General features: G+C 39.6%; 19 protein-coding genes. 9 read left to right on the plus strand and 10 right to left on the minus strand.

All coding sequences use genetic code 11. The features are described 5' to 3' along the window. The 3 genes from OD757_RS10960 to dxs form a co-directional block, all read right to left on the minus strand. On the minus strand, positions 1–1,783 hold a 1,783-nt coding region (locus tag OD757_RS10960), incomplete at its 3' end, for a DEAD/DEAH box helicase (RefSeq protein WP_263031883.1). A gap of 411 nt (positions 1,784–2,194) precedes the next feature. Further along, on the minus strand, positions 2,195–3,025 hold the full coding sequence (locus OD757_RS10965; RefSeq protein ID WP_009388022.1) for an inositol monophosphatase family protein: 831 nt from the start codon (positions 3,023–3,025) through the stop codon (positions 2,195–2,197). Between the two features lie 117 nt (positions 3,026–3,142). Further along, positions 3,143–5,047 (minus strand): 1-deoxy-D-xylulose-5-phosphate synthase, encoded by a 1,905-nt coding sequence (dxs, locus tag OD757_RS10970; protein ID WP_263031884.1) that lies wholly within the window; start codon positions 5,045–5,047, stop codon positions 3,143–3,145. Between the two features lie 303 nt (positions 5,048–5,350). Here dxs and ribA point away from each other — a divergent pair, with 303 nt between their 5' ends. The 3 genes from ribA to aroE all read left to right on the plus strand — a co-directional run bounded on the left by ribA (position 5,351) and on the right by aroE (position 7,999). Beyond that, positions 5,351–5,953: a GTP cyclohydrolase II gene (gene ribA, locus OD757_RS10975; protein ID WP_009387992.1), complete on the plus strand. Its 603-nt coding sequence runs from the start codon at positions 5,351–5,353 to the stop codon at positions 5,951–5,953. Between the two features lie 127 nt (positions 5,954–6,080). Further along, positions 6,081–7,031 carry an oxygen-dependent coproporphyrinogen oxidase gene (hemF, locus tag OD757_RS10980; RefSeq protein WP_009388020.1) on the plus strand — a complete coding sequence of 317 codons (951 nt, stop codon included), beginning with the start codon at positions 6,081–6,083 and terminating at the stop codon, positions 7,029–7,031. 179 nt (positions 7,032–7,210) lie between these two features. Continuing rightward, positions 7,211–7,999 carry a shikimate dehydrogenase gene (gene aroE, locus OD757_RS10985; RefSeq protein WP_263031885.1) on the plus strand — a complete coding sequence of 263 codons (789 nt, stop codon included), beginning with the start codon at positions 7,211–7,213 and terminating at the stop codon, positions 7,997–7,999. A 47-nt stretch (positions 8,000–8,046) separates the two neighbouring features. On the opposite strand, the gene OD757_RS10990 is transcribed toward aroE, so the two are convergent. After that, positions 8,047–10,383, minus strand: coding sequence for a hypothetical protein (locus tag OD757_RS10990; RefSeq protein ID WP_263031886.1), 2,337 nt, complete (start codon positions 10,381–10,383; stop codon positions 8,047–8,049). A 256-nt stretch (positions 10,384–10,639) separates the two neighbouring features. Between OD757_RS10990 and OD757_RS10995 the strand changes: the two genes are divergently transcribed. Next, complete coding sequence (locus tag OD757_RS10995; protein WP_009388005.1) at positions 10,640–12,463, plus strand: acyl-CoA dehydrogenase C-terminal domain-containing protein; 1,824 nt, start codon at positions 10,640–10,642, stop codon at positions 12,461–12,463. Positions 12,464–12,536: 73 nt separating this feature from the next. Here the strand turns inward: OD757_RS10995 and OD757_RS11000 are convergent, their stop codons facing one another. Then, positions 12,537–13,184, minus strand: a complete 648-nt coding sequence (locus tag OD757_RS11000; RefSeq protein ID WP_263031887.1) for a hypothetical protein — start codon at positions 13,182–13,184, stop codon at positions 12,537–12,539. A 250-nt stretch (positions 13,185–13,434) separates the two neighbouring features. On the opposite strand from OD757_RS11000, the gene OD757_RS11005 reads away from it, so the two are divergent. Next, the gene (locus tag OD757_RS11005; RefSeq protein WP_263031888.1) at positions 13,435–13,689 is read left to right on the plus strand and encodes a PspC domain-containing protein; all 255 of its coding nucleotides are present in this window, start codon (positions 13,435–13,437) and stop codon (positions 13,687–13,689) included. Positions 13,690–13,748: 59 nt separating this feature from the next. Here OD757_RS11005 and OD757_RS11010 read toward each other — a convergent pair whose 3' ends face one another. The 4 genes from OD757_RS11010 to OD757_RS11025 form a co-directional block, all read right to left on the minus strand. Beyond that, entirely contained in the window at positions 13,749–14,855 is a 1,107-nt protein-coding gene (locus tag OD757_RS11010; RefSeq protein WP_263031889.1) for an HPP family protein, read from the minus strand. A 132-nt stretch (positions 14,856–14,987) separates the two neighbouring features. After that, positions 14,988–15,785: a TIGR03915 family putative DNA repair protein gene (locus OD757_RS11015; protein WP_263031890.1), complete on the minus strand. Its 798-nt coding sequence runs from the start codon at positions 15,783–15,785 to the stop codon at positions 14,988–14,990. A 2-nt stretch (positions 15,786–15,787) separates the two neighbouring features. Then, positions 15,788–17,050, minus strand: coding sequence for a putative DNA modification/repair radical SAM protein (locus tag OD757_RS11020; RefSeq protein ID WP_263031891.1), 1,263 nt, complete (start codon positions 17,048–17,050; stop codon positions 15,788–15,790). 109 nt (positions 17,051–17,159) lie between these two features. Further along, positions 17,160–17,576 (minus strand): lysozyme inhibitor LprI family protein, encoded by a 417-nt coding sequence (locus tag OD757_RS11025; protein ID WP_009387994.1) that lies wholly within the window; start codon positions 17,574–17,576, stop codon positions 17,160–17,162. Positions 17,577–17,605: 29 nt separating this feature from the next. On the opposite strand from OD757_RS11025, the gene OD757_RS11030 reads away from it, so the two are divergent. The 4 genes from OD757_RS11030 (at position 17,606) to OD757_RS11045 (ending at position 22,208) form a co-directional block, all read left to right on the plus strand. Continuing rightward, complete coding sequence (locus tag OD757_RS11030) at positions 17,606–18,031, plus strand: hypothetical protein (protein WP_263031892.1); 426 nt, start codon at positions 17,606–17,608, stop codon at positions 18,029–18,031. Positions 18,032–18,120: 89 nt separating this feature from the next. Continuing rightward, a complete protein-coding gene (gene glyQ / locus OD757_RS11035; RefSeq protein ID WP_002044989.1) occupies positions 18,121–19,098 on the plus strand; it encodes a glycine--tRNA ligase subunit alpha in 978 nt (325 codons plus the stop codon). Next, complete coding sequence (gene glyS, locus OD757_RS11040; protein WP_263031893.1) at positions 19,098–21,167, plus strand: glycine--tRNA ligase subunit beta; 2,070 nt, start codon at positions 19,098–19,100, stop codon at positions 21,165–21,167. Before glyQ ends, glyS begins: the two co-directional genes overlap by 1 nt. A 78-nt stretch (positions 21,168–21,245) precedes the next feature. Continuing rightward, the gene (locus OD757_RS11045; protein WP_263031894.1) at positions 21,246–22,208 is read left to right on the plus strand and encodes a COG2958 family protein; all 963 of its coding nucleotides are present in this window, start codon (positions 21,246–21,248) and stop codon (positions 22,206–22,208) included. A gap of 22 nt (positions 22,209–22,230) precedes the next feature. Here the strand turns inward: OD757_RS11045 and OD757_RS11050 are convergent, their stop codons facing one another. After that, on the minus strand, positions 22,231–23,130 hold the full coding sequence (locus OD757_RS11050) for a DMT family transporter (protein WP_263031895.1): 900 nt from the start codon (positions 23,128–23,130) through the stop codon (positions 22,231–22,233). Positions 23,131–23,188: the final 58 nt, after the last annotated feature.

The raw sequence follows: 23,188 nt of genomic DNA on the forward strand, positions 1-23,188 counted from the left end.
TACGTTTTGGACGATCATCACCACCGCCGAACGCTGGACGCTCACCACGTGGTTTATCATCGAAGCTACGACGCGGACGGTCTTCACCACCAAAGCTACGTTTTGGACGATCATCACCACCGCCGAACGCTGGACGCTCACCACGTGGTTTGTCATCAAAACTACGACGCGGACGATCTTCACCACCGAAGCTACGTTTTGGACGGTCACCAAAACCACTTTCGCGACGTGGTTTATAATCTACACGATTACCACGGTTGTCATCATTCGAGTCAAAACGCGGTTTATCATTGAAACCACCTTCACGACGTGGACGATCTGAACCGAACTCACGACGTGGACGATCTTCAAAACCACCTTCACGACGTGGACGGTCTGAATTGAACTCGCGACGCGGACGATCTTCACCGCCAAACGCTGGACGTTCACCACGTGGTTTATCATCGAAGCTACGACGTGGACGGTCATCACGACCACCTTCACGGCGTTTGAAGTTACTTTCGCCTTCAAAACGACGACCGCCACCGAAACCACCGCCACTACGACGACCATCACGGCTACCGCCATTACCACCACGACCACGACCACCGCCATCACGACCTGAACGAGCAGGAGGTGGAGATGGCTCTAAGCCTTCAATTTCAGAAACACTTAAACGCGCTTCTAAATATTCTTCAAGTGCACGAATCTTACCGCGTTCACGATAAGTCGCTAAAGTAATTGCTTGACCAGTACGACCAGCACGACCAGTACGACCAATACGGTGTACATAATCTTCATGCTTCATCGGAAGACCGAAGTTAATTACGTGAGAAATAGTCGGTACGTCAAGACCACGAGCAGCAACGTCAGTTGCAACTAAGATTTTTGCACGACCTTCACGAATACTACGTAAACGACGGTTACGAACCGTTTGTGGCATTGCACCATGAAGCGCAACTACAGAATGACCTGCTTCAGCAAGTTCTTCTGCCAACATATCTGTATCTTCTTGCGTGCTAGCAAAAACAACAGCTTGATCTAAGTTTTCATCACTTAACCAATGGGTAAGTAATTTTTTCTTATGTTCAAAGCCATCAGTCCAATGCAATGTTTGCGTAATATCTGTATTGGTTGAATGACCTGTTTCAATTGCGATACGCATAGGATCTTTCATCATGCATGATGCAAGACGAATGATACGATCAGCAAATGTTGCAGAGAACATTAATGTTTGTTTACGGTTAGCCGCTAATTCGCTAATTGCTTCTAAGTCTTCAGAGAAACCTAGGTCAAGCATACGGTCCGCTTCATCAACGATTAAAGCATCTACTTGATCTAATTTAATTTGACGACGATTCACCAAGTCAAGTAAACGACCAGGTGTCGCAACAACAACTTGCGCGCCTTTTAATTGTTGAATTTGTTTTGCAAATGGCATACCGCCCATAATGGCAGCAATACGAACACCTTTCATGTGACGTACAAGTGCAATTGCGTCTTGGCTTACTTGCTGTGCCAATTCACGAGTTGGTGAAATTACCAAGATATTCGGTTGAGTCACTGCTTTCATACGGTCTTTGAACGGTACGACAGTCTCTTGACCAGCTAAAGCATTTAATGTTGGGAGTAAGAATGCAGCAGTTTTACCAGAGCCAGTTTGGCTTGATACGAGAAGGTCTTTACCTTCTAAAGCAGCAGGAATTGCTTGTTCTTGCACAGGAGTCGGGGCAGTAAAACCTAAACCTTCAAGCGCTTGTTGTAAGGTTTCATGCAAAGAAAATTCGGCAAAAGTTTTGCTCATAGAGAGTTTCACCCTTGTGGGTGCTCCATTTTTAATAAATACAAAAAAATAGACATCGGCAAAAAGCGGCAAAGCAAAATTAGCTGAAACGTTTTTTCAGCAGCAATCCGAGTAACGACGATGTGGACTAAACGCACGCTTGATTACGGCCGAACCTGAAGAATCGCTGAGCGATTGGGGCGCAAGTAATGGTCCTCTCTATGGACAGCGTGCGCTTACAATGAATAGAACAGAATGTTCAGGTAATGAACGGAAATTTAAGTGCGTTGGCGGATTATAGCAGAAATAATTTAAAAGTCACCTATTTTAATCAACTTTGTTTATATTTCTTAAATTAATTTAATTTACTCTTTACTTAAAACACAAAACCCTCTGATTAAAGAGGGTTTTATTTATATATAATAAGCTAAATTATTTTGCAGCTTTGTCCCAAGCCGGAACAACAGTTTGCATTAATGGTTTTAGCAGTTTAAGTGAACATGCGAGTACTTGACCATTTTCAAGTGAGTTATTACCACCACGCGCATCAACCACTACACCGCCTGCTTCTTTAAGAATAAGTTCACCAGCAGCGATATCCCATGGTTTTAAACCAAGCTCAAAGAAACCATCAAAACGACCAGCAGCTACATATGCTAAATCTAGAGCAGCTGAACCGCCACGACGAATTTGTGCTCCAGCTTGAGTAACTGCTAATAATGATGCGAAGTGCTGCTCTGCATAAGATACGATTTCACCAGCACGTTTGGCACGGTAAGGATGGCCTACAGCCAAGAATGTATTCTCTAAAGTATCTTTTACATTAGCACGGATACGGCGTTGATTCATAACTGCACCGCGACCACGGCTAGCAGAGAATAACTCATCACGTACTGGATCGTAGATTACGCCGTGTTGAGTAACACCTTTGTGTTGAACTGCAATAGAAATACAGAAATGAGGAAAACCATTAATAAAGTTTTGTGTGCCATCAAGCGGGTCAATTACCCAGCACCACTCTGCATCATGGCCTTTGCCTTCTTGCAGACCAAATTCTTCACCTAAGAAGCTATGGTTCTTATAACTTTTACGTAACGTATCAATCGCTAATTGTTCTAAATAACGATCTACACGTGTTACCGGGCCATCAATGCCTTTCTCTTCAACTTGTAAATCGAGTTTATGACGATTTTGATGCGCTTTTAAAAGCTCTTGACCAACTGTTTGAGCCGCACGCGCAGCCATAACCACCATAGGTTCCATTGAACACCCACTAGACAAATTTGAAGATTTTGACAAAGAATAATGCATAAAAGCGCAGATATTTTAGCAAATATCTGCGCTTTTAGGGGGAAAATGTTTCAAAAATTTTATTGAGGCTTAAACGACCTGATTTAACTTGAGCCAAGCTCGCTCAATTGAGTTCAAAATACCTTTAGCATCTAACCCACAATCTTGTAGCATTTGTCCGTGTGAGGCCTGTTGTAAAAACAAATCTGGCAAGCCTAAGTTAATAATAGGCTTCACAATTTGTTCTTGTGCCATAAATTCATTAACAGCACTGCCTGCCCCGCCCATTACAGCATGTTCTTCAACAGTGACAAATAAATGAGTGTGCTCGGCCAGATCACGAATAATTTTTTCATCTAGCGGTTTCACAAAACGCATATTTACAACACGCACGCCCACATCATGTTTTTGTGCAAATTGTTCAGCAGCTTCTATGGCAACCATAACACGACTACCAAACGCTAAAATTGTAATCTGCTCTTCACAGCCCGTCTTTATTTCAGCAACGATTTCAGCTTTCCCTAATTCAATAGCAGTCAACTCTTGCTGAATTTCAACACCTACACCTGCACCACGTGGGTAACGTACCGCAGCTGGTCCATTATAGGCATAGGCTGTATGAAGCATCTGACGGCATTCATTTTCATCTTTTGGCGCCATAATGACGATGTTTGGAACTGTACGCATGTATGCATAATCATATGCACCTGCATGCGTTGGGCCATCTTCACCCACCAAACCTGCACGGTCAATCCCGAAAGTCACATCAAGGTTTTGTAATGCAACATCATGAATAAGCTGATCGTAGCCACGCTGCAAGAAGGTCGAATAAATTGCAACAACAGGTTTTAAACCTTCACAAGCCATTCCTGCTGCAAGTGTCACAGCATGCTGTTCAGCAATTGCAACATCGAAGAATCTGTGTGGAAATTCTTTAGCAAACTGAACCATGCCTGAACCTTCACACATCGCAGGTGTAATCGCGAGTAGACGCTCATCTTGGGTCGCCTCATCACATAACCACTGACCAAATACATCAGAGTATTTAGGTGGTGTTTTACCAGCTGAGGTTGCATTAATTTTGCTAATTGCATGATAGGTAATCGGATCTGCTTCTGCAGGAATAAAACCTTTACCTTTTTTAGTATAGACGTGTACTAAACGTGGACCTTTACGCTTTTTCAGAGCGTTAAATACTTGAGCCAATTGATTTACGTCATGTCCGTCGAAGGGACCAAAGTAATCAAAACCAATTGCTTTAAATAAGTTATCGGCTGCATCAGTTGCTGATTGATGCAAACGAGAGTTATACGTCCATTTTGGATGTGGCTGTATATACGCTTCGCCATCTTCATTAAGGTTAACTAAATGGCCTTTTTCCCAGATTGCAGCCAAATGCTTAGCAAAGCCACCTGTACTACAAGAAATCGACATGTCATTGTCATTGAGCACAACAATTAAGTCAGCATTATGTGCCACAGCATCGTTCATGGCTTCAAATGCCATACCCGCTGTCATTGCACCATCACCGACAATACAAACCACTTCACATGGATCGTTTTGATAACGACGTGCTAATGACATCCCTAAACCAGCCGAAATTGCTGTTGATGAATGCCCTACGCCGAATGTATCGAAAACTGATTCTTCTCTGGCTGGAAATGCTGCTAAACCATTTTTAGAACGAATCGTCGTCATTTGTTCGCGACGACCTGTCAGAACTTTATGCGGATACGCCTGATGGCCCACATCCCAAACTAATCGGTCATTTGGAGTATTAAAGCAATAATGCAGCGCAACCGTCAGCTCAACCACGCCGAGATTAGCACCGAAATGGCCACCACTCTGGCCTGCTGCATATAAAATATATTGACGCAACTCATCAGCCACTTGAACCAATTGGCTATGCTCGAGCTGACGTAATTGTTGAGGATGATCAATTGCATCTAACAATGGCGTAACAGGGCGTTGAGTTGGAATTTCGGTATACAACATATGTGGCAAAGCCTTTATAAGCCTGGCAAATCCTAAGCTGGGTCAAAATGGGTCGATCATACAATCGAATGAAGTCACCTTCAATCAGCCACATTTGCGAACGAGGTCATGCAAAGCAGTCTCTCATACAGTATGGGTATGGTTGGCAGATTATCCTGAATAATCTGACTATTTATCAACTATTATCGTCTTCTTTATACAAAAAAGAAAACCTTCATGCGCAAAATCATTATGACAATTCGACCAATCTCCCAGCATTACGCTATACTTTAAACCGTTTTCGGTTAAAAGATGAGTTAATCTGTGCCTATAGAGTTCATTGCAACATCAAAACTCCCGACCGCTTTTGGTGAATTCAATATTTCTGTGTTTCAAGATCCAGTATCAGGTGAAGAACATGTGGCACTTTCTAAGGGGTTAGAAAATCCACCCACAGGTCCTGTTTTGGTTCGTGTACATTCAGAATGCTTAACAGGTGATGCTTTTGCGTCATTAAAATGCGACTGTGGTCCTCAATTACAGGCAACTCAAAAGCTCATCAACGAGGCAGGACAAGGCGTTATTTTATATTTACGTCAAGAAGGCCGTGGCATTGGACTGACCAACAAAATTCGCGCCTATGCATTACAAGATCAGGGTCATGACACTGTAGATGCTAATTTACTTTTAAATTTACCTGCCGATGCACGTCGTTATGACATGTGTAGCATCATGCTAGATCACTTAGCAGTAAAAGAAGTTAAATTAATTACCAATAATCCTTTGAAAATTCAGGCACTCAAAGATCAGGGGATTAATGTGGTGGGCCGTGTTCCATTAACGGTTGGACGCAACCCTTTTAACGAACAATATTTAAAAACCAAACGTGAACGTATGGATCACCTTTATCAAAAAGATGATTTTTAAGCCAAAATTATAAATTTAAAATCATTGAAAGGGATTTTTGAGACATTTCTTAAAAATCCCTTACTTTTTTTATGGTTTTGTGTTTTGATGTATCTATCTCCTATCTCAATCATCTTTGAGGGTCACTATGCAACATCCGACTTCAACAGATATTCAACGTGTCCGCGAATTTCTCCTCGATTTACAAGCTCGTATATGTGCTGGTTTAGAACAACAAGAAAAAGCTGGCGGTGGTACGAGTGAATTTATTATTGATGATTGGGAACGTCCTGAAGGCGGTGGTGGTCGTTCGCGTGTTTTGCAAAATGGTACGGTAATTGAAAAAGGCGGTGTGATGTTTTCTCACATCAACATTAGTAAATTGCCCGCTTCTGCTACAGAAAGACACCCTCAAATTGCTGGTGCTAAAGCTCAAGCGCTTGGTGTCTCATTAGTCATTCATCCTAAAAACCCCAATATTCCAACTTCTCATGCCAATGTACGTTTATTCGTTGCAGAACGTGAAGGTCAAGATCCGATTTGGTGGTTTGGTGGTGGTTTTGACTTAACTCCATTTTATCCAGATGAACAAGATGTTATCGATTGGCATCAAGCGGCTTACGACCTATGTCAGCCTTTTGGTGACAATGTTTATGCTGAACATAAAAAATGGTGTGATGATTATTTCTATTTAAAACATCGTGATGAGCAACGCGGTGTTGGCGGTTTATTTTTTGATGACCTCAATGGCTGGGATTTCGAAACTTGCTTTAAATATATTCAAGCTGTAGGCAATGGTTATTTAAATGCCATCTTGCCAATTTTTGAAAAACACCGTGAACAGCCTTACACCGAAGCTCAACGCGAATTTCAGCTTTACCGCCGCGGCAGATATGTCGAATACAACTTAGTGTATGACCGCGGAACATTGTTTGGTTTACAAACAGGTGGACGTATTGAATCTATTTTAGTGAGTCTACCGAATCTTGCAGGTTGGTCGTATCGTCCAGAATGGGATGAAGACTCACCAGAGAAACGTTTAACCGACTATTACCTAAAACCTCGTGACTGGTTAAATCTAAAAGAAAAGGTCGCTTAATTTTTTGCTTTTCAGAGATTCTTTGGCTTCCACCCTAAAGAATCTCCTTTTTATTTTCATTTTTCTGTACCTCATTCAAATATTTTTTCTTATTCCAATTTGGCTTATAGTGAGGCCTGCTGAATATTCAGCACACGTTTTTAACTGCTTCATGCCATTTTAAAATTTTGGATATAAGAATGACCAAACAGTTTGCAGTAATTGGCAACCCGATCGAACAATCACGCTCTCCTGAATTGCATCATGCTTTCGCTCAAAAAACAGGTGTTGATCTCGACTATCAAAAACGTCTTGCCCCACTCGACGGTTTTGAGTCAAGCATGCGTAGTTTCTTTGCAAATGGCGGAAGTGGCATGAACGTTACCGTGCCGTTTAAAGAACAAGCTTTTGCTTTATGTGATGTGTTAACCGAACGTGCCCAGATTGCGAAAGCAGTGAATACGTTATGGATGGAAAATGGCAAATTGCACGGTGATAATACTGATGGCCAAGGCTTAGTAGCTGCAATTCAAGCTTTGGATTGGAAGCTAGAAAATACAAATATTTTAATTTTGGGGGCTGGTGGTGCGACTCGTGGTGTTATTTACCCGCTTGTACAGACTGGTGCAAAAAAAATTGTGATTGCAAACCGAACTCTCGCTCGTGCTGAACAACTTGTAGATGACTTAAAAGCAGCAGTTCCACAAGCTCAATTACAAGCAATTTCTCTAAATGCATTAGAAGGGAATTTTGACCTTGTCATTAATGCAACATCTGCAAGTCTTTCAGGAGATGCTCTACAACTCCCTGAAAAACTACAATTCAAACATGCTTATGAGATGGCTTATGGCAAGCCATCTAGCTTCCTTGATCAAGCTAAACAGCGCGATATCCCTTATGCGGAAGGTTTTGGCATGCTAGTTGGCCAAGCCATTGAAGCCTTCTATATCTGGAATGGCGTAAAGCCAGAATTAAAAGATTTTCTATAAGTCAAAAAAGAACCTACACGAAGTAGGTTCTTTTTTTATCTCATCTATTATTTTTTAGCTGTAACCATCTGCTTATAAACATCTCGGAAAATCTCATAATCAATAAATTCATTATGTTCAGGTTTTAAATTCTGAATTGTTTTTTCCGTAAGCTGCTGTTTACGTGCAGCAGCATAAGCCTTCCCTAAAATATCAGCTGTTTCTGACAACAATGGTTTTTCTTCAGCAGAAGCACCATTTTGTTGTTCAAATTTTAATTGATATTGTTTTGAGAAGAGTTGCTCAGGTTGCTTATATTGTTTCTGTAATTTTTGCCATTCTTCACGCCCTGCTTTACTTTGTATTGTTGTAATCACAATATGGTCCACAGCTCGGCCTAAATCATTATCAAATTGGTCTTCTTGTTCAAGATGATGCTTTTTCTGCAATGCCTCAATACGCTCTAAAGCCTTACCTTGAGGGTTATAGGTTTCTTCTTCAGAGAACCAATAAGCATAAACTTCAGCAATTTCTTGCAACTGTTGAACTGAATAATAATGAATATATGACGGTTTTTCGGCAGTCAATTTTGCAATAAACACAGCCTTATACGTTTTATCGTAGGCACTTGTTGCATCATAAGTTTTATCAGCCAATAACGCTAAATTCGAATCTAGATCTTGTATATCGCTATGTAAGCCAACTGGATGTTCAGAAATATCACTCTGCCCAAGTTTTTCACTAAAGCCTTTTACGAAGTTTTCAAATAGCGAACCCTTACTTGCCTCTGCAACTGATTTAGCTTGTTTAAGTTGCTGCTGGTCAATTGAAGTTGCTTTACCATAATTTAAAATTTGCATATCTGCTTTAATATTAAAGCGATGGTTAAATTCAGCTGGTGTATATGCAACATCGTAATCAGCATTGACTAGACGGCCTTTTTCATCAAGTCCCACATCAATCGTAATTGGATTTCTTTGTTTTGGTAAAGCTTGTTCAATCTCTGCTTTATGTTTTAACCATAAAGCTTTGAATGCATCCTCATTAATGAACTGATTCTGATCATAAGCTGCAAAAGTTTGTTTTAGTGCAGCTCGACGAGCTTTAATTTGAGTTTTTTCAGTATTTACAGCGCTCCGATCAAGCACATCAATACCGTAAATTTGACAGTAATTGATATCACCTAACGCGACTGGTTTCTTAAAAGACTGCAATTCAACACACTGATCTTCTGTAAGTGTGGCCACTTCTTCATCTTGTGTAGTTGGTTCAGCATCTGCTACAGCAACGTCTTCTGCTTGAGCTGAATCAGTAGCCTCATCTGCTGCTGTTTCTTGTTCTGCACTCGCTTGTTCTTCATCACCTTCCAAAGCAAATGTATTGCCAAAATGAGCATTAATGAGTGAATAAAGTTGCTGGCTGACTGCCGCTGCATCTTCAGAAGAAACCTTCTGTCCCTCAGTACCATTCGCCTTCTTCTTAGCTTCAGAAGCAGCAAGTTCAGTTGCTATAGTTTCGGCAATCTTTTGGTCATCAACCCCTAAAACATTTTTTTGCAAATATTTTTCATTGACTTGACCATAGAGTTCCGATTGCAGCAATAACCCTTCAACCGTATCTTTTAAACGAATTTTTTCTACAATTCCGGCTTTACGGTCAGCATCGGTAACTAGTAACCGCTGTAAATTTTGTGGTTCAGCTAAACGATAAGATACCGCACTAGAAGCCTTCGCATATTCAACAAACTTCTTCATATCGACGTTTGTAAACAGATTTTTATATTTTGAAAAATCGACATACGCCAAGTTATTTTGATTATCTTTATTCACCAAATAAGGCATTAATCCGAAATAGTTAACGTAAAATTTATAGTCTTTCAGATCAAGCACCATTGGCAATTTTGCCTGCACCAAAAGCGTTGGTTTCTCATATCTTGCAGTGAGGTTTAAAGACCCCATTTTTTGACGGTAATGAACTGAACCATCGTAACTAAATTGGAGATCATTTAATAAATTAATTAATACGGCATTTACTTTTTCTGAACGTGATTCGTCAGATACACCCGAAATAGATTGCTCATTTGCAATTGCGGCATAAAGCGCCTGCTTCTGTTTTTTATTCAAATTAGTTTTTTGTTCACGTAAATATTGATCTACTTTTTTTTGCACTTCAGCATCAAGCTGAACCGTTTTCTCTACAGCGCCTGTTTTCTTGGGCTGATTTGGATCAACATTAACTTTAAAATGCCCACGGTAGTCATAGCTTGGGTACTCATACATTGCATTCATACCCTGAATGACTTTTTGATCTAAGTTGGCAGATCCTACTGATGGACGTAGGTTATGCTGCGCACATGCGGTCAAACCCAAACTAAATAAACATAAACTGAGATATTTTAAATGCATAACCTTTTTTAAAACCTTATAGCTTTATCTTTTTAACAAAACTTGCTAAAAATAAGAAAATAGTTGTTTTTTCACATAAAAGTATAAGTCCTGAATGTAGCAGAAAATGTATTTTCAGGTGTATTTATTTTCGACAAAATTCGCTTTTCTGACATTTCTTTCGGATGTGATTATCATTGTATTTTTATCAAGTGAGTGAATAATCAAATCATCGATTCAGATAATCCCACAATGATTCAAAATTAGGATTAAAGCCATGCCAGCATATAAAGCTCCGCTACATGATATTCGTTTCTTAATGAATGAAGTATTAGATTACCCTGCTCACTATAAAACTTTATCAAATGGTGAAAATGCAGATCCAGATACAGTTGATATGATTCTTGAAGGTGCGGCAGATTATTGTGAAAACGTGTTGTCGCCACTTAACCAATCTGGTGATGAAGAAGGTTGCCATTTTGACAACGGTGAAGTAACCACACCTAAAGGCTTTAAAGAAGCTTATGACCAATTCGTAATGGGCGGTTGGCAAGGTCTTTCTTATCCAGAAGAATTTGGTGGTCAAGGCCTACCAATGTCATTAAACCTGATTAAATCGGAAATGATGGGTACTGCAAACTGGTCATTTACGATGTACCCAGGCTTAAGTTCGGGTTGTATGAATACCATTTTGCAATTCGGTACTGATGAGCAAAAACAAACGTATATGCCTAAGCTTGTGGAAGGAACTTGGAGCGGCACAATGTGCTTAACCGAACCTCAATGTGGTACAGACTTGGGACAAGTTAAAACTAAAGCTGAACCTCAAGCAGATGGCACTTATAAAATCACTGGTACAAAAATCTTCATTTCTGCTGGTGAACATGATTTAACTGAAAATATTATTCATATTGTTCTTGCTCGTCTTCCAGATGCACCTGCTGGTACTCGTGGTATTTCATTATTCATCGTACCTAAGTTCATGCCTACAGCCGAAGGTGGTGTCGGTGAACGTAATACAGTGACTTGTGGTTCAATCGAACACAAAATGGGAATCCGTGCTTCTGCAACTGCTGTCTTAAACTTTGATAATGCAACTGGTTATTTAATTGGTGAAGTTAACAAAGGTCTACATGCGATGTTTACCTTCATGAATACAGCACGTATTGGTACTGCTGTTCAAGGTATTGCACATGCCGAGTTATCTTTCCAAGGCGCATTACCTTATGCCAAAGATCGTATGTCAATGCGTGCACTTTCTGGTAAAAAAGATCCAGATAAAGTTGCTGATGCCATCATTCATCATGCAGACGTACGTCGTATGCTATTAACTCAAAAAGCAATCGCTGAAGGCGGTCGCTCAATGATTTACTACGCTGCTCAAATCGCTGACAAAATGACAGATGCATTAGCACGTGGTGACCAAGCTGCTTACGAAGACTATGATGATAAACTTGGTTTCTATACGCCAATTTTAAAAGGTTTCTTAACTGAACTTGGTTTAGAAGCTGCTAACCATGGTATGCAAGTTTACGGCGGCCATGGTTATATTAAAGAATGGGGCATGGAACAAATCGCACGTGATGCACGTATTGCGACTTTATACGAGGGAACAACTGGTGTTCAGGCACTCGACTTAATCGGCCGTAAAGTGTTGTTAAGCTCAAAAGGTAAAGTCGTTCGTGAATACACTGCTGAAATCTTAAAATTCTGCGCTACACATGCACGTAATAAATACTTACGCCGTTTCGCTTGGGACTTAACTAAGCTTTGCGCACAATGGAACACTTTAACAGTTCGTATTATGCTTGCTGCGCGTAAAGACCGTGACATCGTATCTTCTGCTTCTGTAGATTTCTTGATGTTCTCAGGCTACGTGATGATGGCTTATTTCTGGGCTCAACAAGCTGTGGTTGCTTCTGAGAAATTAGAAGCGGGTAATGGTCAAGAAACTGCTGAATTCTATAAAGCAAAAATCAAAGTTGCTGATTTCTACTTTGACCGTTTATTACCACGTGCCCAAGGCCATGCAGAATCAATGGTGACAACTTCACGCACATTAACTTCGTTACCGGTTGAACACTTTAGCTTCGATTACTAATAATTTTTAAATAGTAATGTGAAAAGAGCGCAATTTATATTGCGCTCTTTTTTATTCCAGTAAAATTTAATATTTATTCTTTAGTTAAAACATAAGGCTGGTTTGGAACAAAATAATTTTGCTCTAAAAATTCACGATTTTTACCATAGTCCCTATAAAAAAGTTTTTCCAGATTTACGACCAATCTTTTGTTTGAATCAAAATTAAAATAAAAATTAACGTTAGATAAAGGACATTGAATGGTTAACTCATGCTCTTTTTCATCTACCGTCCAATTTAAAGAAGGACACAATTCATTTACAGCGGCACTTTTTGCCCCATCTTTGCTTCCCACACGGCCAAAATGTACAACATTCCAATAAGCCGATCCATTAGGTAATAAATTTAAAATGTATTCCGCTTCTCCCGACTCACAATCAGCAAAAGCATCCTCACATGAAATTCGGGTGTGATACCGCCCTACATATTGCAATGAGGTTCCACTTAATTTTTTGGTTTGATCTACATTTTCTTCAGGTAAAAAAGTACGTCCTGCTACATAATCTAATGTTTTTGTAGATGTGCTAGTTTTTATTAAATTTTCTTCATGTGCGGAATTAGAACTTGCACTAGAGTGTTCTTTTGAGTTGGTATGGTTTATGTCGCAAGCACTCAGTGACAGGCACATAATAGCACCTACAACCAAATGCTTAACTAAAAACCCAGACCGTTTCAAAGACATATACATGATTCACAGATAACAGCAACAGCCACATTTATATTCATTTCAGGCACTGACCAATTACTGCCATAAACCTTTAAGCCCTGAAAAGGTGCATTTTAGTTGATGTTGGATTCGTTCATTCCAATCCTTTACATATTTTAACCATTTTACTTTTAAGAGGACTTTAAACCCTTTATTTCGTCTCCATATTTTTATTAAGCAAGAGAGCAATAGCTTCTTGTAACTTTTTATCTTTAAGGAGAATTAGATGGCCAGTTCTGGTTTATATCGCTCGAACCGACATAGCATGATCGCCGGTGTAATGGGTGGTATTGCTGAACGTTTTGGTTGGAACGTGACTTTATTACGCATCATTTTTGTTGTTATCTCCGTTATGAGTGCGGCCTTTCCAGGAATTTTAGTTTACTTAGTTTTATGGTTAGTCATTCCGAAAAAACAGCCAGAACATATTGAAGGCTATAGCTCCTCCGTTCGAACAGTAAATGAAGAACAAGTACGTTAATTAATAACTTTGGTCGCTACGGTTGCATCCCCCTAATCAACCGTAGCTTTTTTTTATTCTTAAAATTCTAACTTACGATTTAACTGTTGCTGTAACGCAGCAATCATATCTGCACGGCTAATCATTCCAATTAGCTTACGCTCTTCAACCACAGGAATATAGTTAAAAGACTTTTCAACAAAGTATGGCACCAGATCTTGAATAGGTTGGGTAGGCAGTACTGTAACCACTCGACGGCTCATAATTTGCTTTACATAGTGCTGCCAAGAGTTTCTTGGGTCAGCTGCACCTTTAAACCATTCAACAACCTCATATAAAGCTAAAGTGCCCACCAAATGATTTTCAGCATTGACCACAGGTAAGCTCATTAAGTTCACTTGTTTAAATTTATCTAATGCCTGATGAATATCATCATCTTCATGTAACTTGATTACATCACGGCTCATAATATCCTGACAGGTATATTGATTCACCATACGTTCATTGGCATGCTCTTGAGCTTCTAAAATGATTTTTTCTAAGTCGTATTGACTGATATCTAATAGTTCTGTGTGATGTCCTAATGCGTATTCAATATCTTTCGGCTGAATGGATACTTTTTGAGTTGGTGTAGGGTCTTTACTCCGCTCATTAAGATGTGCAGTAACTGGATAATGTCTACCAATTAATCTATTAAAAAAGACGGCGAAACCGAGTAAGAGTAAAGAGTTAAGTAAAACTGGATAAAAAATGAAATAAAAGCCTAATTTATGAATTGCTGCCCCACCCAAAACAGCCGTAATGGCTACAGCACCACTCGGTGGATGAAGGGAGTCTGTGGTCATCATCAAAAATATGGCAAAACCCACCGCAACACTAAAAGCCGTGGTTAAATCAGGAATCCACTGTGCGCAGGCAACCCCAATAATTCCGGCTAAAGTATTACCAACAATGACATTCCATGGTTGAGCCAAAGGACTGGTTGGCACAGCAAATAATAAAACAGATGAGGCACCCATGGGTGCAATGTACCAAGCATTAATTCCGCCTAGAACATACCAGCTAATTAAGGAAGAAATTGCTAAACCACACAGTGCTCCAATACCGCAAAGCAACCGCTCTTTTAAAGGTAAAACCTTAAAATTTGGTTTTAAAATCTGTAACCATTCTCGCTGTATAACACTCACAGTACACCTTTGGGGATATGCCGTCATTTATAACGGGCAAAAGTATACGCCCAAAGCCACATAAAGTGCATTTAAATTATATCTTTGAACAATAAGAAAACCTGCTGAACTATTTTTTATGAATTTAAAACTTTAATATTCCATCAATTTTTCATTTAAATAGCGCCAGTAACGTTTTGGTAAATATTGCACGTGAAGTTTTATATTTTGGCGTTCAGTAATATTTACGCTGTTAAAATAATCCTTCCAAAGTTGGTCATACAAAACTTCTTGCTCATCTAACTCAAGCTGAAAGCTTTGACTCATTCCATTTTTTAAATTACGGTCAACCTCGGAAGCTTCGAGTGAAACTTCATGTATTTCTTGCAAATCATAATACAGCCCGAACTTACGTTTCTCATCATAAATTAGCCAACGTTGATCTTGATACCGTCTTTTAAAATGGGGCTGAATAAGTGGTAAAACATTAAAATCGGGACGAACTAAACTTAAAAAAAGCTCATCTTTGGTTTTCTTAAAACGAATAAAAGCCTCCATCCGATGCTTCTCTCGCCCGACCTTTTTCGTCCACTGCGCAATCGCCAAAACACTAGGATTTGAATAATCTTTTTCTACGGAAAAATGGCTAGTAAACACATAAATACAGTAATTAAATAAATGCTGATAGGCATCTAAAGACTCAGATAAAGAGGCAAAATAAAATTGTCTTAACGAAGAAGATGACAGCTTTTTTTGTAGCGCAGACCAAACACGCTCGGCATGATGCTCGTTATTTGAAATCTCAATTTTATCGGCAAATAACCCATGTTGAGCTGCATCATATAAACAGAGTTTGACCTGTAATTCTTTAAATTGAAATGCGCGAAAAACACAGCTCAGCAGCCCAACCATTGAACCATCAAAATAGTAAGCCACCTCATCATTAAACATGACTAAAACCCAAGGCTTAATTGTGGCGAAAGCTGCTGCACATATTTCGATGAACCCTGCATTAAAATCTGCTGCCGAATAAAACTTGAAGATAATTCTTTTTGAAATTTTGGGCTGTCTTCACAGCGAATAAAGAACCTTGCACGCTGATAGGCCACGCCGAGTTTTTTAAGTAAATCGATATGGATTTTTCCAAAACGTCGAGCTTGCACAATTTTTTTAGCCGATTTCACTCCAATACCTGGTACACGCAAAATCATTTGATAATCGGCACGATTTAAATCTACCGGAAACTGCTCAGGATGCCTTAAAGCCCAGCTTAATTTGGGGTCTACATCAAGATCTAAGTTTGGGTGTTTTTCATTGACGATTTCATTGACCTGAAAGCCATAAAAACGCATCAACCAATCGCTTTGATAGAGACGATTTTCACGAAGTAATGGCGGTGCAGAACCTACTGCGGGTAAGTAATTATTTTCGGTATTAATTGGGATATAACCCGAAAAATAGACGCGTTTGAGCTTAAATTCTTTGTAGTGCTTGTCTGCCATAAACAAGACATCTTGGTCTGACTCTTGATGAGCACCTACCACCATTTGCGTAGTCTGCCCCGCTGGTACATATTTCGGCACATGCTTAATGATTTGTCGCTCATCTTTAAGCTGAATGAGCCTGTCGCGAACCAAACCTAAATCTTTTTGTACTTCCTGATGTGATTTTTCTGGTGCAAAAGTTTTTAGCCCAATCTCAGTTGGCATCTCTAAATTAATACTCATTCGGTCAGCATATAAACCTGCTTCATGAATCAGTTCAGGCGATGCTCCCGGAATGGTTTTTAAATGAATATAGCCATTAAAGTTTTCTTCAAGACGCAGCTTCTTCACAACTTGAAGCATACGTTCCATCGTGTGATCGGCCGATTTAAAAATGCCTGAGCTTAAAAATAAGCCTTCAATATAATTACGGCGGTAAAAATTAATGGTTAAGTCTACGACTTCTTGCACTGTAAATGCTGCACGCTGAACGTCATTAGAACGGCGTGAAACACAGTAAGCGCAGTCAAAAATACAAACATTACTAAATAGAATTTTTAAGAGAGATACACAGCGGCCATCTTCGGTATAGCTATGGCAAATTCCTGAATGACTGGCATCACCTAGACCTTTGTCTTTATTTTTACGGTCACTGCCACTTGATGAACAAGACACATCATATTTAGCAGCATCGGCAAGAATCTGTAGTTTTTCTCGAATGCGATCAGACATATCAAACGACTCATTTATGGCATCGTTTAAAAAATATCATTTTGCATGCTTAAATTTAATCTAGTGAAGTACGCTCGGCGTCATGAGGTGACGTTTAAAATAATCCGTCTTAATTAACGTATTCTTCTAGCTGCTTTACACGCGCTGCATACTCTTGCATTGGGCAATATGAATACATCGGTGAGCCAATATATGAGCCTGCATTATTACATTCCTGATCTACATAAGCTTTCCAAAGTCGCTGAGATTTTAAAATATCTTGATAACGTTCTGGTTGTTTGTATTCTTCGCTTTGTGTTCGAATTTGATCAATGAGAGCAACAATTTTTTCTTCATAAGTCTTTTTAGCTTGTTCAGAACAACTATGTACGACCATGTTATTAATGCTTTCAAGCTGCATTTCCTTAATGGTCTGATCTACACATTGATTATATTCATCTTGCTGATCAGCATCGGTCTGTGCATAAAGCCATGTACTACAAAAAAGGCTGGATAAAACAATGAGCTTGCAGCAAAATTTCAGCATAATTTATTCTCGATTCTATAATTTTTAATATGCCTCAATATAACAAAAAAACGATTATTCGCGCACTTGCGCTTGCTCCAATCCCTTTGCTGAGTTTATCTGCCTTAGGGGTAATGATATTAAATGCAGAATTTAGCCTTTATTCGATTGGAGTTATTTTTCTAGCCCACTTCTTATTTTATTTACTTTTTTATGGCCTTCTGGTTATTCCTTTTGTATATATCATTGCCTATTTTCTCGCCCGTAAAAATCGTTTAAATCTGATGAGTATTTTCATCAGCGCAACTGCGATCTGGATTTTGATAAGCCCTATTGCACGCTTATTTTTTGTCGGATCATTCCCTTCTCCTTGGTGGCATATTTATAAGATTTACAGTTTTTATCTGATGATTTTATTTACCAGCTTTTGCTATTGGCTAGGCTTGAAATGGCTGAGTCGAAAACAAATAGGCTAATCACACATTCCTATGATTAAGCCTTTGCCACTCCCCCACAAAATCCTTATACTTAGGGGCAATTTTTCTCATAAATTCGTGGATGCTACATGAGTCGCGCCATCTCGCACATTGATACATTTCAGGGCTTAATTCTTGCCCTACAAAACTATTGGGCCGAACAAGGCTGCGTCGTATTACAACCTTACGACATGGAAATGGGCGCTGGAACATTCCACACCGCAACATTCTTACGTGCTTTAGGGCCTGAGACTTGGAACGCGGCATACGTTCAACCTTCACGTCGTCCAAAAGATGGCCGCTATGGTGAAAACCCGAACCGTTTGCAACACTACTACCAGTTCCAAGTGGTACTTAAGCCAAACCCAGATAACATCCAACAGCTTTATCTTGATTCTTTAAAAGCAATCGGGATTGATACACTTACTCACGACATCCGTTTCGTAGAAGACAACTGGGAGTCTCCAACTCTCGGTGCTTGGGGCTTAGGTTGGGAAGTTTGGCTTAATGGTATGGAAGTGACTCAGTTCACTTACTTCCAACAAGTCGGTGGTGTTGAATGTTACCCAGTAACAGGTGAAATCACTTACGGTTTAGAACGTCTTGCAATGTACCTTCAAGGCGTTGACTCGGTTTATGACCTTGTTTGGACCAAAGGCCAATTCGGTACTGTAACTTATGGCGACGTATTCCATCAAAATGAAGTTGAGCAATCGACTTATAACTTTGAATACGCTCCAGTTGAAAAATTATTTGAACTCTTTGACTTCTATGAATCAGAAGCAAACCGTTTAATTGAAGCAAAACTTTCTCTTCCTGCTTATGAGCAAGTGGTTAAAGCGTCTCATACCTTTAACTTGCTTGATGCACGTGGCGCAATTTCTGTAACTGAGCGTCAACGCTACATTTTACGTGTACGTACTTTAGCGCGTGCTATTGCACAAAGTTATGTACAAGCACGTGCAGAGCTTGGCTTCCCAATGGCAGAACCACACTTACGTGATGAAGTATTGGCACAGCTAAAAGCACAAGCTGAAAGTGAAGCAGCAAAGGCGGAGAAAAACTAATGAGCAAACATACTGTTTTATTCGAACTTGGCTGTGAAGAGCTTCCACCAAAAAGCTTAAAAACGTTACGTGATGCTTTACAAGCAGAAACGGTAAAAGGCTTAAAAGATGCGGGCTTAAACTTCGCATCAATCGAAGCTTATGCTGCTCCACGTCGTTTAGCGCTTAAAATTGTAGATATCGATGCTGCGCAAGCTGATACACAAAAACGTTTTGACGGCCCTGCTGTTCAAGCGGCTTACGATGCAGAAGGCAAACCGACTAAAGCACTTGAAGGCTTTATGCGTGGTCAAGGCATTACAGTTGATCAGCTTTCTACTTTCCAAGCTGGTAAAGTTGAAAAAGTTTGCTATTTAAAAGATGTAAAAGGTCAAAGCCTTGACGCTTTACTTCCACAGATTTTACAAACTGCGTTAGACAACTTACCAATTGCTAAGCGTATGCGCTCTGCTGCAAGCCGTACCGAATTTGTACGTCCTGTGAAATGGGTTCTTTTACTCAAAGACGACCAAATTGTTGATGCGACTATTCAAGATCATAAAGCTGGTAATGTGACTTATGGTCACCGTTTCCATGCACCTGAAGCTGTGACTTTAGCCCATGCAAATGACTATTTAGCGGCTTTAGAAAAAGCTTACGTCGTTGCTAACTTTGAAAAACGTCAAGCAACCATTCAAGAACAAGTAAAGAAATTGGCTGATGAAGTTAACGCGACTGCCATCGTTCCAGCGGATTTACTTGATGAAGTAACAAGTCTGGTTGAATGGCCTGTGGCTTTACGTGCAAATTTTGAAGAGCGCTTCCTTGCCGTTCCTCAAGAAGCACTCATTACGACGATGCAAGACAACCAGAAGTATTTCTGCTTGATTAATAGCGAAGGTAAATTACAACCTTACTTTATTACTGTTTCAAATATTGAGTCTAAAGATCCGATTCAAATTATTGAAGGTAACGAAAAAGTTGTTCGTCCTCGTTTATCAGATGCCGAATTCTTCTTCTTACAAGATCAAAAGCAACCGCTTGCATCTCGTAAAGAAAAACTAGCAAACATGGTGTTCCAAGCACAACTTGGTACGCTTTGGGACAAATCAACGCGTATTGCAAAACTTGCTGTTGCATTATCTGCAATCACTGGTGCAAACCCAGCCGATGCTGAAAAAGCTGCATTACTTGCTAAATGCGACTTAACCTCAGAGCTTGTAGGTGAATTCCCAGAGCTCCAAGGTATTGCGGGTACTTACTATGCACGTATTGAAGGTGAAAACACTGAAGTTTCAGAAGCTTTAGGTGAGCAATATTTACCAAAATTTGCTGGTGATGTTTTACCAAAAACCAAAACAGGTACAACGATTGCCCTTGCTGACCGTTTAGATACGCTTGTTGGTATTTTCGGTATTGGACAAGCGCCTACAGGTTCTAAAGACCCGTTTGCTCTTCGTCGTTCAGCAATTGGTATCTTACGTTTAATCATTGAAAATGAATTAGATGTAACCATTGAAGAGTTAGTGAATCTTGCACTTCAAGGTTATGGCAACATCGTTAAAGACCATGACAAAACTCGCGCTGATGCTGTTGCATTCTTGGAAGGTCGTTACCGTGCTAAGTATGAAGACCAAGGTGTTGCTGTTGACGTACTTCAAGCTGTTCAAGCACTTGCACCGAAGTCTCCACTTGATTTTGACAAGCGCGTAAATGCAGTTAATCACTTCCGCACATTACCTGAAGCTGCTGCACTTGCTGCTGCAAACAAACGTGTTGCTAATATTCTTGCAAAAGAAGCGGCACCAGAAGGTTCTGTGGTTGAAGCAAACTTGGTTGAAGATGCTGAAAAAGCATTATTTACTGAGCTTCAAGCAGTTACACCTGTGGTTGAACCATTACTCGCAGCAAAAGACTACACTGCTGCCCTTTCTAAGCTTGCAGCACTTCGCGCGCCGATTGATGCATTCTTTGATGGTGTAATGGTTATGGCAGATGACGCTGACCTGAAAGCAAACCGTTTACGCTTATTGGCTCAGTTACGTAACTTGTTTACTGCTGTGGCTGATGTGAGTGTATTGCAGGGTTAAGCTCTGTAATTCATTGAAATAACTTAAAAACCCTGCTAATAATAGTGGGGTTTTCTTTTTAAACAGATCTACTCAAGTATGTCTAAGTTATCACAAACGCAAAAAGTCGCAGAATTCTTAAAAACGTATCCAAATAAAAAATTTAATGCCCGAGAGATTGCCGAATCCATCATTCAAAAATATCCAGAAGATTATGACCAAAAAAGGAAAAACAATCGTTTTGAATCAGAAGCAGACTTCTTACAACAAATTGTCCGTGAAATTAGTAGTGGAGCAAAAACCAATATTCTAAAAGTATCCCCTCATATTCACATACAAGATCAACCCCGTCCAAGACAATTCTGGTTTGATCCCCACACCATTTATGAAGCAAACCATAATATAAATTCAGATATTAACGAATCTCTTTTAGATAGTTTAGAACCTGAAATTAATTTGCCAATTATAAAGTCTGGGAATTTATCTGAGCATGATTTATACCCGATTCTTACCGAATTTCTAAAATCAGAACTCAATTTATATTGCCTCAGAATAGATGAAAAACGATCTAAAAATTCTCGAGGACAAAATGGTAATCAATGGTTGCATCCCGATATTGTTGCCATGCAACCTTTAGACAAACACTGGAATGAACTAGTTAAAAGTTGCGTTAAACACGGTTCTGGACAAAATGTTCGCTTATGGTCATTTGAAGTAAAAAAAGAACTCAATAGCACAAATATTCGTAGTAGCTTCTTTCAAGCTGTAAGTAACTCAAGCTGGGCAAATGAAGGATATTTAGTTGCAACCTCGATTTCTACAAGTGATGTTGAAGATGAACTCCGTATGTTATCTGCATTACACGGTATTGGTGTCATTTTATTAACACCAGAAAACCCAACTGAAAGTGAAATTTTATTGCCCGCACGCAGACGAACAGAAGTTGATTGGCAATCTATTAATCGTATTGTGAATGAAAATGCTGACTTCAAAAATTTTATTGAGCTTGTATCTATCTATTATCAAACTGGCCGTATTCGTACACAGGATTGGAACCATTAATAAGAAAGGAGAAGGGTTCCCATCACCCCCCTTTCTTTCGCCCCCAATTCATCCACACCAAACTCCCCACAATAATTACTCCACCCAGCAGCACAATTATTGTGGGTTTTTCATTTAAGAAAACAACAGCCAAACTCATTGCGACAATAGGTGAGCAATACAAAAAATTCGATGCTATCGTTAACGGCATATTTTTAAGTACATAACCCCACAGCACATAAGCCATCGCACTTGGGAAAATACCCAATAAGACAACTGACGTATTGGCTTGCCAAGTAGCATGTAAAATCTCATCAGGCAAATGAGCGTTATAAAAAAGTAAAGGAATTGTTCCGAACCAAATGATGTAGCACATCATGCTCAAAGCATCATAATTTAAAGCAAACTTTTTATATAAATTAAAATAAAGTCCCCATGCAATTGCGGCTAAAACAATCAACAGGCTATAGGGGCTCGGCACACCAAAACCATGGTCGCCACTAACCACCAATACGGCGCCACAAAGTCCCAGCAAAATACATAACCATTGTTTAAAACGGATTTGTTCCTTAAAAAGCAAAGCCGAAATAATAAAGGTAAATAGTGGAATGGATTGGCTCAAAATACTGGATGCAACCGCACTCACATATTGCTGTCCGGTATTTATAAGTAAGTGATGTAGCGTTACAGAGAAAAATCCTAATACAGCAAGCGCAGGAACATCTTTCCACTTTAAAGGCTGAATTCCTTTTTTCATAATCAGTAAAAATAAGAAAACAGATGCAATTAAAAAACGGAGCAAGGCAATATGCTGCGGCGTATATGAATGCAGAGCACTATGTACGCCAATAGGTGAATAGCCCCAACAAAAGACGGTCACGGCAATACATAAATAGAGCTTAAATGCCAGAGGCTGAGTTTCGGCAGCAAGAGAAATTGCCATGTTAAATCTACACTAATGAAATGGAACTCTTTCATCATATGCGCATAGATAGTTGAAT

It is taken from the genome of Acinetobacter sp. AYS6 (genome assembly GCF_025630795.1).
Classification (GTDB): Bacteria; Pseudomonadota; Gammaproteobacteria; order Pseudomonadales; family Moraxellaceae; genus Acinetobacter.

Bases quoted from the DNA above. Each gene is read 5' to 3' on its own strand.
- OD757_RS10965 (WP_009388022.1), bottom strand. From the start codon at position 3,025: ATGGAACCTATGGTGGTTATGGCTGCGCGTGCGGCTCAAACAGTTGGT.
- dxs (WP_263031884.1), bottom strand. From the start codon at position 5,047: ATGTTGTATACCGAAATTCCAACTCAACGCCCTGTTACGCCATTGTTA.
- hemF (WP_009388020.1), top strand. From the start codon at position 6,081: ATGCAACATCCGACTTCAACAGATATTCAACGTGTCCGCGAATTTCTC.
- aroE (WP_263031885.1), top strand. From the start codon at position 7,211: ATGACCAAACAGTTTGCAGTAATTGGCAACCCGATCGAACAATCACGC.
- OD757_RS10990 (WP_263031886.1), bottom strand. From the start codon at position 10,383: ATGCATTTAAAATATCTCAGTTTATGTTTATTTAGTTTGGGTTTGACC.
- OD757_RS10995 (WP_009388005.1), top strand. From the start codon at position 10,640: ATGCCAGCATATAAAGCTCCGCTACATGATATTCGTTTCTTAATGAAT.
- OD757_RS11000 (WP_263031887.1), bottom strand. From the start codon at position 13,184: ATGTCTTTGAAACGGTCTGGGTTTTTAGTTAAGCATTTGGTTGTAGGT.
- OD757_RS11005 (WP_263031888.1), top strand. From the start codon at position 13,435: ATGGCCAGTTCTGGTTTATATCGCTCGAACCGACATAGCATGATCGCC.
- OD757_RS11015 (WP_263031890.1), bottom strand. From the start codon at position 15,785: ATGTTTAATGATGAGGTGGCTTACTATTTTGATGGTTCAATGGTTGGG.
- OD757_RS11020 (WP_263031891.1), bottom strand. From the start codon at position 17,050: ATGTCTGATCGCATTCGAGAAAAACTACAGATTCTTGCCGATGCTGCT.
- OD757_RS11025 (WP_009387994.1), bottom strand. From the start codon at position 17,576: ATGCTGAAATTTTGCTGCAAGCTCATTGTTTTATCCAGCCTTTTTTGT.
- OD757_RS11030 (WP_263031892.1), top strand. From the start codon at position 17,606: ATGCCTCAATATAACAAAAAAACGATTATTCGCGCACTTGCGCTTGCT.
- glyQ (WP_002044989.1), top strand. From the start codon at position 18,121: ATGAGTCGCGCCATCTCGCACATTGATACATTTCAGGGCTTAATTCTT.
- glyS (WP_263031893.1), top strand. From the start codon at position 19,098: ATGAGCAAACATACTGTTTTATTCGAACTTGGCTGTGAAGAGCTTCCA.
- OD757_RS11045 (WP_263031894.1), top strand. From the start codon at position 21,246: ATGTCTAAGTTATCACAAACGCAAAAAGTCGCAGAATTCTTAAAAACG.
- OD757_RS11050 (WP_263031895.1), bottom strand. From the start codon at position 23,130: ATGGCAATTTCTCTTGCTGCCGAAACTCAGCCTCTGGCATTTAAGCTC.